The sequence below is a fragment of the Sulfolobales archaeon genome (assembly GCA_038897115.1).
Taxonomy (GTDB): Archaea; Thermoproteota; Thermoprotei_A; order Sulfolobales; family AG1; genus AG1.
Genome location: JAWAXC010000019.1, coordinates 14462 through 28364, shown reverse-complemented (window position 1 = coordinate 28364; position 13903 = coordinate 14462). Strand labels below are relative to the sequence as shown.

Below are 13903 nucleotides of genomic sequence, written 5' to 3'. Positions count from 1 at the left end.
CTATATCTATGGCAAGTTCATATCAGCACCATCAAACCCCGTCTATCTGAATACCGTGTCCATCATTGTTACAAACAAATATAGGTCACCCATAGATGTTTCAATAGATGGAACGCTATACGGCATTAGCTCATCATATGCATCATGGTCGAACATAATAACGGGATCGGGGCTCGTATACATATATAATGATGCCGGTATATGCTCGCCAACACCACCTAACAAGATAACAGTAGATCCAGATAGATCTGTTGTCATAGTTGTATGCATAGTCACAGCAGGGTCAGAGCTGCCCAAGGGCATTGCCGCCCTAAGAATCATCTGTACCGGATGCGATAAAAACGAATACTTCATAAAGATATAGATGTTCCAAGATATTTTTCAGGGCAGGCGATGATTAGGATATGTAGGTTATTTGCAACCACCTTCATCGTAGCATTGATAGCATTGATCCTTCTAATGTTGCTGTGGAGATTCATAGAGATACCCGTGTTCATAGCACCTGTTGTAGGATATAGCATGGTTCCAACCATATACCCAGGAGATCTTCTGATCATATCGAGGGCAGAGCCCAGGGTAGGCGATGTTGTTATCTGGTGCTCCTCCGCCCTCTTCTGCGTTGTCCACAGGGTCATAGAGATCAACGGGTCATCGGTTGTTACCAAGGGAGATGCAAATCTAGTGCCGGATGAGCCGATATCAGCACAGGCAATAAAAGGAAAGGCAATTGCGGTGATCCCGTTTGGATCTTTCATCCTTATCTTCATCATAGCCGCTGCATGTATAGCTGTTATCAGGTGTATGGGGAGATCTCGATGATCTTCTGTGCCAGGTTCTTCAGAACACACTATTACATCATATTCGACTATCTATCAAACCCATCCGAGATCCAGCTTGAGGTCAGGAAAGACAGAGGCGAGATCTCATTCTGCAAGCAGGATGTGCCAGACCCAGCCCTAATCCTCGCATGCGATGAGGATACATGCATATTGGTTGTTATCTCTGGCGGAGCAGCCGTGGATATATCATCAGCAGGTGCCCCAGCATCCCACGAGGAGCTGGAGGAGGAGGAGAGGGCAAACGCATCGAAGATCCACAGGTGGTGGCTTACGAGAAAAGATGAATTGCTCAAGAAATAAGCATAGCTATGCTTTTACTATGTAGATATCCCTGTGGGTCTCAGGATGAGAGCTATATCACAGATAGTTGCTGCACTAGCACTCATGATAGTAGCTGCTGGAGCCGCAGCGATCTATTTCTCAGTTGTGAGTCCCCTCATCTCCAGACCCTCTGGAGGTATAGCGATATCGCTAGCAAGCGATTTGGAGCTCGATCTATCTGGTTCAATATACACAATAACTGTATATCTGAGGGTTGCGAACCCACTCACATACAGTGTAACGATAAACAAGGCAGATGCACTCATCATCTTCAACGGGCCAAACACCGCGTCGGTAGCACTATTTCAATGCTATGCATCGGGAGATACGATTGTAAGACCCGGCTCTATTAATTATATAAAGTTCTCATGTGCATCAATATCTTCGACAAATTATGACAAATACATATGCGTTGCATATACTGGTTCGGAATCATGCACCCTGACATCGAAGATGGTCTCTGATGTTATGAAGATGGCTTCAATAGCATCAATGGTGATCTACTATATCATACAATATCCTGGTGGTGGCGGCCCTGTATCGTGCATATTGTTAGGGCCCGGTGGACGTTGCCTCATGTAGCTGCTGTTTTGGATTTCGATATTAATTGTGTTTAGCCCTCAGAGCTATTAGATATGTAAATGTCATGTACCTATTAAACCATCTCCCCCATAAACCAAAACCTAAAAACTTTGTAGCTAGTTATGCCTAGCTAGAGGGCGGTACTATGAGCCCGATGGGCAATGCAAGGAGAGGAAGGGCTCCTATGAAGCCAATAATCCGCGTTTAAGTTCCAACCACTCATGTAGCGTGCATTATAATATTGGGATCGATATTGATTCCTGGGTGAAGCTGAGCACGGCTTTGCAGGATCCCTGTGTTGCCCAGCTCGGGGCCGGGATCCTATATACATAGCTCCCTGATGCGTAGATCGTGATAGATCCATATCTATATGAGTTCGAGCCACAGATAATCCACACCTCTGGCTGTACGTCTTTTGGCATCGAGTTGCTTATGAAGAGATATATGTATGAGCCGCTCAGAACACCAACACCGGATACCGCTATGGGCTCTACGTAGAGGCCGGAGACAGCCTTTGCAACGAGTATTGAGGCTCCAACACCTATTGCGAACCCTATGAGGGCTGCGAATGTCATCACAGCAACGACCATGAGTGCACCTACTATCTCCTCAACCAAGGCTACTCCATCCTTATTTCACCGCTGTATTTGGATATCCATGCTAGCAATTGGGAGGAGGAGGGAGGAGAGCTTCAGATACATCTTCGGAGTGGATCCAAACAAGCTGCAGGAGCTGGCGATAAACACCATGATGCCGGACAGAAACTACATCGTGATCGCACCAACGGGTAGCGGGAAAACATATGTTGGCTTCTGGCACGCCATTATGAAGGGCAGGGGTATATACCTCGCAACAACTACTGCGAACACGTGGGAGAAGTATATATGGTTCAGGGAGAAGATAGCTGGCAAAGTAAATATGGAGCCGGCTATCTTGAACAAGGATTTCCCGGGCACGGCTGCGAAGATAGTCTCGAGCGATATGCTGTTCACAACACCTTTCAAGCTGAGCCAGTATGTGAGCTATAGAAGTGTTGTGGAGTGGGTGAGGGGTGCATCTATAATAGTTGATGAGATACATGAAATGCCCCCGGAGACGGAGTTCATAGTATCCTGGGCTCTGAGCATCGGTGCAAATGTCGTTGGCCTCTCAGCGACTGTGGATGACAGCGATGCGAATGCGATGGCTAGGTGGCTCAACGCGGCTATTATAAAGCCTGAGATGGAGAGGCCAATCCCGATCTTCTACCACGAGGTGAGGATAGAGAAGGACGTGGATGAATATGGGGATGTGGTGTTCATAATAGATGGTCTCGGGAGATTCAGTTCAAGGGAGCACGCTGTGGTTGAATACATAGCATCTCTATATGAGAAGAACAAAGAGCATGGAATCCTGTTCTGGGCTCCAACAAGAGCAGCCGTTGAGGATCTAGCATCCGCGATCGCAGATCGGGTGAAAGCACCTCCAGGCTGGGATGTAGAGGGGGCTGCTATTGCGAAGAAGCTTGGCAGGGGGTCGCAAAGCGATCTAAGGCTAAGAGATATAATTAGGAGAGCACCGGTTGGCTTCCACCACGGTGGGTTGAGTGCTGAGAGCAGGAGGCTAGTTCAGGAGCTCTTTCTCAGCAGAAAGATCAGGATCCTGGGGACTGCATACACACTGGTCGAGGGTGTGAACCTCCCGGCGAGGCATCTCGTGATGACAACACTCTACGGCCACGATGGGAGCCTTTTAAAGCCATCCGAGTTCCACCAGCTCGCCGGAAGGGCTGGGAGGCCTGGGCTCGATGAAGAGGGGCATGTACATATCTTCATAGACACCGAGTCCGAGGCAGCATACCTGAAGACGATCATGAGGATCAAGGCTGAGCCCATCTCATCCAAAATCTATGATGAGGACTTCATGACAAGAGCCCTGCTGAGGCTGATAGCATATGGGAACAGGGATCCTAGTTCCCTTGCCAACTTTGTGAGGAGAACATTCTGGTCAGCGATCCACGGCGATGCCGGTTCAGAAGCTGTTGTATCTATGATGAAGAGGATTATAGATGGGCTCGTCGGCGAGGGCTACATAGAGATAAGGGATAACAGGATCTGGTTCCCCTCGAGGGAGCTCTACTTCGCAGCAACAGTTGGTCTGAAGATGGATGAGAAGAGGCTGGCCGACAACGCGGCTGGTAAGGATGCGAAGCAAGTTCTATACGAGATCGCTGATATAGCTGTAAAGATCCTCGGGGATGGGAATCCATCACAGGAGCACATGGATGTGAGAGAGATAGCAGTTGATTTCGGGCTTATGAGTGCAAGCATGGTCGGAGGCAGGAGGGGGAGGCTTGCACAGGAACTGGCAGAGAAGATGTTCGAGCTAGGCGGTGCAATGGCTCTATATAGGGGTAGGGCATTTGGATGGAATGATAGTGCTAGAGAGTCGCTTTCAAACGCAATAGAGCTCCTAGCAACAGGTGCCAACGACACGATGATAAGCCTGAGAAAAGCCGGGATCCCGCTTGCTGTTATAAAAAGGCTTGCTAGGAACTATGCAATTGCACTTATAAGCTCGTCATGCATAGATGAGGACACAGCAGAGAAGATCTATAAATATGCTGTTGCAGACTATAAAACAGAGAGACCATGGTTTAAGGAGCTCAAAGAATATCTGAGCTCAAGAACCTGTAGAAGCTAGCCTAGTGCAATCGATTTATCACATGTTTTTAAGGGATAGGGGCTGTTACCATGAACATAATCGATCTCCAGGTTGTTTATAGCAAGAAGAGAGAGATCTACGGTGTCCTCGGCAGGGGTGAGGCTGTTAGAATAGCTGGTGAGGAGTTCAAACCATATTTCTACCTAATGTCGAGATCTAGGCCGGAGCTGCCGAGCTATGCCGAGCTGGAGGACACAGATATGATCCCGCTTGTCTTCGATAGCACTAGGGGTGGATATGTATGGGCGAAAGATCTATCTGTGTACAGGGTCTATGTGCAGAGCCCGTCACAGGTTAAGAAGCTCGTGTCGGGGATAAGGCATCCGATGAGGTATGGGGGTATAGTTAAGTTCGATGTGAGGGCTGCTTTTGATCTTGTGGATAGCTTCTTCACAGAGAAAGACCCACTTCTAAGCGGTGAAGACCTTGCGGAGGCAATGATCAGGGCTGCTGAGGCTGTGAGCAGACACACAGTTCTATCGCTCGACCTGGAGGTAGAGTCTAGGGGGAGCTACTTCCCAACGCCAGGGAGATCCAGGGTTCTATCTGCATCGATATCTGTTGCGAGGATCTCAGATGCACAGGGGCTGAGCCTTGAGAATGCGATCGAGAACACGGAGATCATATATGGCGATACGAGCGAGGAGGTGATAGACACACTCATGGAGATGATCAGGAAGACAGCACCGGATTTCGTGGTTGGGTATAACTCATCGGCATTCGACCTTAGGTTCATAAAGTACTACAGGGGTGACTGGGGCTCCGATAGATATATACCGAGCGATGCTGGTATGCATACACATATAGATCTCTTCATGCTCGTCACAAGCATGAGATCAGCACTCGGAATAAGATCCACGACAGCATATTCTCTCGATGAGGTTGCGAGGGAGCTGGGTATCCTGAGGCCGGGGACAGATATATACAGGCTTGAGAGAACCGCGACACCTGAGCAGATCATGAGGTGGTATGATGGTAACAGAGCAGCATATGAGCTATACTCGAAGGCGGACTCGGCCATGGCTCTTCTGATCGCTTCCCAGTGGATCCCTGTGCTAGCTGGTGTCTCATCGATCTCGAAGATACCTATCTCGAGGATACAGGATCTACCATCCGCTGGATCTATAGTTGAGTATATGTTTATAAGGTATCTGGAGAACCTGGATCCGCCTGTTGTCACTGAGTATAGATCCAGGGAGTGGGACTATGGCAAGGCACCAAAGAGTCCGGGGCTCGATGAGGTTCACTACATGGGCAAGGTGATCTCCGCACCGCCGGGGATCTACAGGAATATACTTGTGTTTGACTTCGACCAGCTATACCCCACAATATATACCTTCTTCCAGGTAGACCCGATCACAAGCTTTATATCGAAGAAACCCGTGCACCCAGGCAGCATGAAGATATATGTCACAAGGGGTGGAGGCGGATACACTATGTACTTTAACCCGGTGCCCGGGCCTATCTCGATCGTCCTTACACAGCTCTACCAGGCTAGAAAGAAGGTTAAGGAGATGTCGAAGACAAACCAAACCGCTAAGCTGGCTGACAAGGCTCTCAAGATCATATCCAACTCAGCCTATGGAGCACTCTCGAAGGACGCTGGGAATCTTTTGAATGAGTTCGGATCGGCGTATATCTATTACAAGTCCAACGAGATCCTTGTGAGGGCTAGGGAGGCTGTTGAGAAGCTCGGCCTAAGAGTAGTCTATGGCGATACAGACTCGATATTCATAGAGGTTCCCGAATACGCATCGAGGGGAGATATGCTTGATTCGATCGTTGAGGATGTTGTATCCTCCATAAGGAGAGCCATTGGGGAGGCCTTCTCAATCAAGCTGGAGGGCTTCTACAGCACAATGATAATATCCACGAGGAAGAGGGGTGGTGGCGAGAGCAAGAAAACCTATGTGCTCATAGGCGATGATAAGGTCGTGCTGAAGGGTATCTTCTACAAGCACGAGCTACCTGAGGTGCTTGATATCAATAGGGAGGAGGTTGTGAGGATGCTGATAAACTGTGTGGATCCGGCTGAGATCGTTGATAGATATGTCTCCAACCTCGATGCAATGGAGGCTATCAAGGCTCTGAGCCTGAGGAAATCGATGAAGCTTGAGCTGGTATCTGAGGAGACTGGGAGGCTCAAGCTACTGAATAAGCCATCACACTACGCAATGATCTATGTCCTGTGCTCGATGGGGATTTGTGAGAAGAGGGGATCCTCGTACTTCCTCCCATACCCGCTTCCAATCGAGAACACGGTTTTGTCTATCAGGTATATCCCGATCACCCCAAGGGATCTGATCGTAGTTGGAGAGACAATAACGAGGGTCTCTGTTAGGAATGTGGAGAGGGTTGAGGATGAGAGGCGGGGATATATAGTCAGTTACTCGGAGAAGCAGGTGGATCTCGAGACAGCGTATAGAATAGCTAGATCGGTTGCTATAAAGATGTTGGAAGACCTCGCATCGATTATTCCTCATCGGCGGGCTTCACAAAATCGATCGTCTCTCTTGCCCCAGCCCCTCTCTCAGCTCTCTGAGTAGCTGGCACAGCAGGCACGGCAACCTGGACAACCCCTCGAACGATAACGCCGAGTCTTCTCCTGAAAGCCACTCTTGTGATCTGATAGACCCTGTGTATAGCGAGTTCATCTATGAGTGGGAATTCCTTCGTGAATAGATAGACATCCCTGAGAGCTGTCTCGCTGTTGAGGACAACCTCAGCAATTATGGGTTTCTCATCTGTGAAGTTGAATGGTCTCAATACCTCCCCAGGGATCATCTTCGTGAGCTTGGCAGATATCCAGATACCCTTTCTACCATTGCTACACGACACAACAGCTGCTAGAGGTGATGATTCGTGGATATACTCGTATATGGAGAAGCATCTTATGATCCCAGAGCCTTCCTCAGCGGCGGACATGGTCTATCATAGTCAATGTATCCGCGGCATTTACAACTGATAGTCTCACTCTTTAGGGTGGGGATGTTGTTAATGCTTATAAGCTTTTGTTTCATAATTCCTTGGAGCCTCGGCGGGCTAACTCCTATCTGCTATAACATATCCCCGAGTCCCCAGGATCCGGGGGCAGAGGGAAACCCCCGGCGAGGGATAGGGGTAATGGGCTGAAGACCCAGCCCGCGGTCTACCGCTGGACGAATGGAGCGGGGTGGGTGTCCAAACCCACCAGCTATGAAGTGATGAGAATGAAGGCGGTAAACCGCAAACCAATGAACCGCCCTGAGGGAACCCTCGCCCTTCAGGGCGGGGAGGAGGTCAGGCTTCCAACTCCGCAGTAGAACATTGCTTATTATGCTAACACCTCTAGATGGGTGGTTGGTTGAGGAATATAGCTGCGACTGATATGGAGCATGTGATCGGGAGATCGTTCAATGAGCTTGAGATCATAGAGAGATACACGGCAGGCTACAAGGATATGGCTACGATATATATAGCATATGATAGTGAGCTCGAGACAGCATACTACATAGTAGATGAGCCACAGATATCCACCCCGGAGGCTGAGAGCCTATATAACATGTTGGTCAGGATGCTGGAGACAAGCAACGAGGTGCTATCATTCTACGGGCTTGATTTCTACGAGAGGCAGAGGAGGCTTGAGGAGCTGATCTACACAATAGCTGATGAAGCAGGTCTTGGGGAAACGCTGCAGCATCATCCAGAGGTTCTATATACAATTATAAGGAATGTTGCTGGCTGGAGGGAGATAGATGTTCCTATGAGGGATAAGAACGTTGAGGAGATAGATGCATATGACTATAGAAAACCGGTTAGAGTTGTTATTAGGAAAAACCCGACTGGGCAGATGTGGATACCCACCAACATAGTGTTCATGAAGGATGGAAAGCCGAGCGACGATGCATTGCTAGCCCTTGTAAGGGTGATCGCGAGCAGGACTGGTAAGCAGGTGTCAGTGGCAACACCGATCGTAGAGGCTAGAAGCCCCGAGGGATACAGAATCTTTATGGGGACATCGGAGGCTGATAACACACAGAGCAGCTTCTTCACAATAAGAAAGTTCCCCGAGAACCCGCTGACAATCGTGGATCTCATATCGAGGGAGGCACTCACACCCCTCATGGCCGCATACCTCTGGATCCTGATCTCGAATAAGAGGTTCGTGGTATATATGGGTGAGATGGGTAGCGGGAAAACCACTTTCCTCCAGAGCTCGCTGGCATTCGTCCCGTGGGACAACAAGATCGTTGTTATCGAGGATGTGCCGGAGATAAGGGTTCCACATCCACATATACAGTATCTATACACCAGGAGATCTCCTGATCCTTCTCAGAACATATCGCTTGAAGATCTTGTTGTTGGAGCACTAAGATCAAGGGCACAGTACATAATAATAGGAGAGGTCAGGAGCAAGGAGATGGCAGCCCTTGTCCAGGCAGCCGCTACTGGACATGGATCGATGACCACGTTCCACGCATCCGACCCTGATAAGTTCTTCCTCAGGATCAAGAGCCCACCGATCTCAGTCGAGCCAGCCTTCATGCTCGTAATATCAACACTCGTATATCTATCACCCGTGCTTGTCCCAGGCACTGCGAAGACCGTGAGGAAGGTCTTCAGAGTATGGGAGATCACATCCAAGATGAGAGACACAGACTATGGTAAGATGCCGGGAGCCGAGCTGATCTTCTGGTTCGACCAGGGCGAGTTCAGGTTCAAACCAGACGATCCATATGAAGTGGTTAGGAAAAGCGAGAGGCTGAAGGAGATCGGGAGGGACATCTACGGAGAGCAATACGCCGTGGAGTGCATGGTATGGGATCTGGAGCAGAGGGCCGAGTCGATAAAATATATGGTGGAGAACAGGGAGTTCTTCTCATCATTCGAAACAATAGCGAGGGGTATAATGATAAGGAATATCGAGCTTAAGAAAAGCATAAGAGAATGCCCCGCAATGAGAAGATAGTGCTAGTTATATTTCAATTTCAGCATCTTCCTGACAAACTCTGGTAGCTCGTGCCTCTTCGGGACTTTTTTGAAGAAAGACGATATCTCTATATTGAGTGTTTTTTCGTCGGAGCTCAGTTTCTCACCGTCAAGCTTGTATACCTCGTACCTCACCAGATCTTTTATTGGCTGTGCGGCGGAGGCTAGGGAGAGATATACCCATACACCTCTGAGGAGGTCGAGCCCCGTGTCAGGATGTTTGTTGATGACAACCGGTGTGTGTCCAAGCGGGTTGATTATTATATCCGCTCTATCCAGGTCGAACCACATGACAGTCTTATAGTGAACCCTTGTCCCAACAGATATTCTGCCATCCTTGATCTTTATATATATTGGCTCGACCTCTGGTCTCTCATCGAGTATCCTCATGCTGTTTCCGAATCTGAGTAGGAGCATTACCTCACCCTCTCTATGGCTCCACGCATAGATCTTCACGTTAGATGCGTCATCAGGTCTCATATAGATCCTTACTTTGTCTCTCAGCATCTGAAGAGTTCTTATAGTTCTCTCAACACCCTCTATATATTGCCTCTCAAGATCTTTGAGCGGGTCATCGCTCTTCAGGGCATCGACTATCATGAGAGAATATGGGATCAACTCATACTTTGCAGTAGCACGTGTAAACCCCTTAACAACATTGCCAGATCTTAGAACCCTTTCAAACCTAAACTCTATCTCATCAAGATCCCTCTTCCTCGGAGTTACCGCCAAGCAGAACCACACCTCTATCTATGGCTAATGATTAGCGTGGTTACCAGGTGTTTGTTCTGCATCCAGTTCTATCTCTATATATCTTCTTGTTCTGCATGGATCGTATTCGTAGTATGTATATATCGATCCATTTGCAATGTTTATCGATGCCTCGTCATCAAGCTCTCTGTTGAGGAGTTCGAAGTGAATCATTATGCCTCTTGCATGCACCTTATCACAAGAACCATCATCTGTGCATAGAGACACATCATATGCACCATTTGCAACTTTTTTATAATGCACCATAGTATATCTCTTCTTCACAAACACCTAGCCCACCATTTTTCTAGTTAGAAATGGGGTGGTCGATGAGGATAGACGAACTGATAGAGAGGGGCATATGGATATTCCCTATACGGGGAAATGCATATAGCCTTGAAGATGCGAAAGCCCCTCTGAGCTTCTGCATAGCCGAAAAAATATATGAGTGTAGCGAGCTTCCAGGGAAAGGCGGGTGTGAAGAGAGATGCAGATCAGTTGGAGGCTTATATGTCACTTGGAAGTCTGATAAGATCTTGGAGATCTCTAGGATCTACGCGACAAAGGGGCACAATGCATGGGCGATATGGCTCAAAAAATCGGGGTTGATAGGCATAGACATAGATCTAAGAAAAGAGCCTGCAGCATCAGCATATATAGATACACTCGACGAGCTCATGTGCAGTGCAGGGGCATATGTTGAGAAGACAGCAAGCAACGGGAGACACTATATATTCAGAACAGATAAAGACTATTCGATCTCTTCAGATGCTAAATACATCGAGTACAAATACGATGGATACTTCATAGTAGCTCCAAGCATATTGAGAGATAGCGTAAAAGAATATAGATATGAGGCTATATGTGGGGAGATACCACCAAGAACATCGATCTCGGATGCAAGGAGATATATTGAAGAGTCGTTTAAAAGGATATTGAATGTAAGGGTTAGAATAGCTGGGCAGAGCACTAGTAACACCAATATATATCAATATCCATACCATCAGATCGGGTTTCCATCTATTGGTGTTTTAGAAGCAAGAAGAATCATGTCATCTGCTGGCGGAGATCTACTTATGGCTGCAGCAGAGTTTTTCAGATCCTGCGGCTGTCATGGAATGGCTATAGAGCTTAGAAGAGCAGCATGTGGAGAGCCTGTTAGGGTTCGAAAGACTATTGTTGATGCTATGAGGATACAGAGGACATCTAGGTTCATATTCCTACACCTAGTTGCGGTAGCCATGAGGATCCTCGGTGTTTCGGAGCAGGATGCCTACGAGGCTATATCGAGGATCTCCTTCATAGACAGCACAGAGGATCCTGTGAGGGATAGCCCGAGAAACGCTGTTGATAATGTGTATAGATATGGCACGTTCAGGGTCATGGCATATGGTATGTGCCCACTATGCGATCTCATAGGCATGGATCCATGTCCAGTCAGAGATCCATACACCCTGATCATCGGTAAAAGGAAAAAGATCTAGAAGGGCCGCGGTATTTTCGCATAATATGGCGGGTTCCCCCGTGTCCATGGATCACGTGTTTAGGGAGCCTGATGAAACAGATTCCTTCGAGGTATATGTGCCGCCGAGGTCATTCACACAGCACTATGGAACACCCCCTGTACTCGGTATCCTAGAGACAGATAGATCCGATCTGACATACTTCGAGAAAGCGATCAGGGAGAAATATAAAAAGATAATGGATATATGCTCCGCAAATAACATGCCAGAGACTTTCTGCGAGTCAGCGGCGGATGCTATAAGAAGAATATATTTGAGGGCACAGAGGCTCAGCAGAGCAGTGTCTGAGGCCTCGAAAACAGATGGATCTCTGCTCGAGAGGTTCAGCAGGTTCAGAAGAGCATTCGAGAGATCCATATCAATAACCGATCAAGTAGCAAGCCCGAAAGCCATTGCCGTGGTTGCAGCCCTTATAATGGCCAGATCATATATAGGTGCCCCGGGGAACCACGAGAGAGAGATACAGAGTTTCTTCACATGCATATCAAATAGATTCACCCAGAGCTTCAAATCAGAGATGCAGATAAATATAAAGAGATATGATGAGAATATCCGCAGGCTTCTGAGGGAGATGGAAAGTCTCGAATCAGAGCTTAAACACCGTGCATCTGTTTCTTCAGAGCGAAGAATGTAATGATCACCGCTAGTGCCAGCGACACATACGGTGTTACCAAGGCTATCTGCGACGCTATATAGCCTGTGCCGATATATACCTCTGTTCCTTGGAAGATGATCCTGCCAGCCGCTGTCTGGTGACTCGGATCCTTTGAAACCGCCGATGCAACTAGCCCCAGGATGTAGAGAACACCTCTGAGGATCCCGGTGGACATCACCGCTATACCAGATGCTGAGAGTAGAAGCCATGGAGATCCCCTGAGAATGGATAGAAGGGATGATGCAAGTGCAAACAATGCCGAGGCATATATCGGGGCTGTGTATAGCATTGCAGACTCAGCCATCTGAGATCTTATCTCGCTGCCAAAACCAAACAGGCTATACCCGGAGAGCGATAGATACCCATCTATATCTCCTCTGAAGATATAGATCGGTGTTAATAGGGTGATCAGGGCTGATATGGCATAGATAATCAGGGTCGAAGCAGCTATAACCTCTAATACCCGTGCCAGGTTCATTGCAGAACCCTCTGGATAACGCGGGTCTTGCCGGATAGGATATACTCGATCTTGATGGATGCATATCTATAGCCCGAGAGATCAAGAACGTAGGATCCCCATGGATCTATGCAGAGCGATCTCGAAGAGACATTCCAGGGATCCCCAGCACGGTTAGCAACCATAGACGTTATATTCACATCCAGGCACCCGGGGTTCGGGTTTCTAATCAAAACAATCTTGCCAGAGACCTCGACAACGGGCTCTCTATATGTGTGGAAGACGCTGTAGTTCCATGATATCAGCTTCGCATGCCTCCCGCCCTCGAGAACAAGATCCGCTGCTATGGTGATATCTATCCTCGAGACACCCTCTATATTCATCTCCCTGAACACCTCAGGAGGTATCTGGATCGATATGGCTGTGCCGTTAAAAGAAGCCGTGCAGGTAGCTACATGCAGTCCATACACATATCTGCATGTCTCGAGGGATGCTACGGATGCGTTCCTCGGGATAAACACAGCATATACCGTGTTGTTCTCGATATAAACACCCCTGAGATCTATGCTGGGTATTGCAAGCCCATCCAGGAGCACATGTGATGCGGGTATAGCGAGGATATATATCGATGTGACAACTGCATATGCGAGCACGATGGCGAGTGCAAGGCCTGGGGATGATCTTGGTCTGGATATTCCTATGGTGCGATATAGATAGAACGCTATGAGTGTAGATGCCATCGGGATCCACAGCCACCTAGGGATCACAGCTACTGCTTTCCCCTTCACCGCTTCTCTCGGTATTGGCTTGTCTGGTGCTGGGTTAGCATCTCCCTTGGTAACAACCGATGACCCGTTGATCTCTATGACCCTGTGGACAACGCAGAAAAGAGCAGAGGAGCACCAGATAACAACATCGCCTACATCAAAGCTGCTGCGGCTGAGGAGAACCATATCGCCTGGGTATATGGCTGGAACCATGGATGGCGATACGATCAGGACGATGAATATCGGCAGACCTATGTATCTCCCGAGCACAAGCACCATGAACAGCGATAGGAATGCATAACCAGCTATGCGGAGCAAACAAGCCCCAGAAATAACGT

At 48.2% G+C, this 13903-nt stretch carries 15 protein-coding genes and 1 pseudogene; 10 read left to right on the top strand and 6 right to left on the bottom strand.

Annotated features, from left to right (window positions below; genetic code table 11):
• From QXE01_04060 to QXE01_04045, 4 genes are all read left to right on the top strand, one after another.
• A partial coding sequence (locus QXE01_04060) for a hypothetical protein (GenBank protein ID MEM4970409.1) occupies positions 1–364 on the top strand: 364 nt, incomplete at its 5' end.
• A gap of 29 nt (positions 365–393) precedes the next feature.
• Positions 394–819: a signal peptidase I gene (locus QXE01_04055; GenBank protein MEM4970408.1), complete on the top strand. Its 426-nt coding sequence runs from the start codon at positions 394–396 to the stop codon at positions 817–819.
• Positions 816–1139, top strand: a complete 324-nt coding sequence (locus tag QXE01_04050; GenBank protein MEM4970407.1) for a hypothetical protein — start codon at positions 816–818, stop codon at positions 1137–1139. Before QXE01_04055 ends, QXE01_04050 begins: the two co-directional genes overlap by 4 nt.
• A 33-nt stretch (positions 1140–1172) precedes the next feature.
• Positions 1173–1742, top strand: a complete 570-nt coding sequence (locus QXE01_04045; GenBank protein MEM4970406.1) for a hypothetical protein — start codon at positions 1173–1175, stop codon at positions 1740–1742.
• Between the two features lie 233 nt (positions 1743–1975).
• Here the strand turns inward: QXE01_04045 and QXE01_04040 are convergent, their stop codons facing one another.
• Entirely contained in the window at positions 1976–2359 is a 384-nt protein-coding gene (locus QXE01_04040) for a hypothetical protein (GenBank protein MEM4970405.1), read from the bottom strand.
• 40 nt (positions 2360–2399) lie between these two features.
• Between QXE01_04040 and QXE01_04035 the strand changes: the two genes are divergently transcribed.
• Entirely contained in the window at positions 2400–4424 is a 2025-nt protein-coding gene (locus tag QXE01_04035; GenBank protein ID MEM4970404.1) for a DEAD/DEAH box helicase, read from the top strand.
• Between the two features lie 50 nt (positions 4425–4474).
• Positions 4475–6991, top strand: a complete 2517-nt coding sequence (locus QXE01_04030) for a DNA polymerase domain-containing protein (GenBank protein MEM4970403.1) — start codon at positions 4475–4477, stop codon at positions 6989–6991.
• Here the strand turns inward: QXE01_04030 and QXE01_04025 are convergent.
• Positions 6918–7370: a hypothetical protein gene (locus QXE01_04025; GenBank protein ID MEM4970402.1), complete on the bottom strand. Its 453-nt coding sequence runs from the start codon at positions 7368–7370 to the stop codon at positions 6918–6920. The two genes, QXE01_04030 and QXE01_04025, sit on opposite strands and share 74 nt — an antisense overlap.
• Positions 7371–7507: 137 nt before the next feature.
• On the opposite strand from QXE01_04025, the pseudogene QXE01_04020 reads away from it, so the two are divergent.
• Both QXE01_04020 and QXE01_04015 read left to right on the top strand, forming a co-directional pair.
• Positions 7508–7747, top strand: a pseudogene (locus QXE01_04020) (transposase).
• Between the two features lie 41 nt (positions 7748–7788).
• Complete coding sequence (locus QXE01_04015; protein MEM4970401.1) at positions 7789–9393, top strand: type II/IV secretion system ATPase subunit; 1605 nt, start codon at positions 7789–7791, stop codon at positions 9391–9393.
• A 2-nt stretch (positions 9394–9395) separates the two neighbouring features.
• Here the strand turns inward: QXE01_04015 and QXE01_04010 are convergent, their stop codons facing one another.
• Positions 9396–10157, bottom strand: a complete 762-nt coding sequence (locus QXE01_04010; GenBank protein ID MEM4970400.1) for a hypothetical protein — start codon at positions 10155–10157, stop codon at positions 9396–9398.
• A 12-nt stretch (positions 10158–10169) separates the two neighbouring features.
• Positions 10170–10448, bottom strand: coding sequence for a hypothetical protein (locus QXE01_04005; GenBank protein MEM4970399.1), 279 nt, complete (start codon positions 10446–10448; stop codon positions 10170–10172).
• A 44-nt stretch (positions 10449–10492) separates the two neighbouring features.
• On the opposite strand from QXE01_04005, the gene QXE01_04000 reads away from it, so the two are divergent.
• Entirely contained in the window at positions 10493–11647 is a 1155-nt protein-coding gene (locus QXE01_04000; GenBank protein ID MEM4970398.1) for a bifunctional DNA primase/polymerase, read from the top strand.
• 46 nt (positions 11648–11693) lie between these two features.
• A complete protein-coding gene (locus tag QXE01_03995; GenBank protein ID MEM4970397.1) occupies positions 11694–12320 on the top strand; it encodes a hypothetical protein in 627 nt (208 codons plus the stop codon).
• Here QXE01_03995 and QXE01_03990 read toward each other — a convergent pair.
• Together QXE01_03990 and QXE01_03985 are read right to left on the bottom strand one after the other, a co-directional pair.
• Positions 12280–12819 (bottom strand): hypothetical protein, encoded by a 540-nt coding sequence (locus QXE01_03990; protein ID MEM4970396.1) that lies wholly within the window; start codon positions 12817–12819, stop codon positions 12280–12282. The two genes, QXE01_03995 and QXE01_03990, sit on opposite strands and share 41 nt — an antisense overlap.
• Complete coding sequence (locus tag QXE01_03985; protein ID MEM4970395.1) at positions 12816–13883, bottom strand: signal peptidase I; 1068 nt, start codon at positions 13881–13883, stop codon at positions 12816–12818. The genes QXE01_03990 and QXE01_03985 overlap by 4 nt, the downstream gene beginning before the upstream one ends.
• Positions 13884–13903 lie beyond the last annotated feature (20 nt).

Excerpts from the sequence above, each read along its gene's own strand:
- QXE01_04055 (MEM4970408.1), top strand. The coding sequence starts at position 394 with ATGATTAGGATATGTAGGTTATTTGCAACCACCTTCATCGTAGCATTG.
- QXE01_04050 (MEM4970407.1), top strand. The coding sequence starts at position 816 with ATGATCTTCTGTGCCAGGTTCTTCAGAACACACTATTACATCATATTC.
- QXE01_04035 (MEM4970404.1), top strand. The coding sequence starts at position 2,400 with ATGCTAGCAATTGGGAGGAGGAGGGAGGAGAGCTTCAGATACATCTTC.
- QXE01_04030 (MEM4970403.1), top strand. The coding sequence starts at position 4,475 with ATGAACATAATCGATCTCCAGGTTGTTTATAGCAAGAAGAGAGAGATC.
- QXE01_04025 (MEM4970402.1), bottom strand. The coding sequence starts at position 7,370 with ATGTCCGCCGCTGAGGAAGGCTCTGGGATCATAAGATGCTTCTCCATA.
- QXE01_04000 (MEM4970398.1), top strand. The coding sequence starts at position 10,493 with ATGAGGATAGACGAACTGATAGAGAGGGGCATATGGATATTCCCTATA.
- QXE01_03995 (MEM4970397.1), top strand. The coding sequence starts at position 11,694 with ATGGATCACGTGTTTAGGGAGCCTGATGAAACAGATTCCTTCGAGGTA.
- QXE01_03990 (MEM4970396.1), bottom strand. The coding sequence starts at position 12,819 with ATGAACCTGGCACGGGTATTAGAGGTTATAGCTGCTTCGACCCTGATT.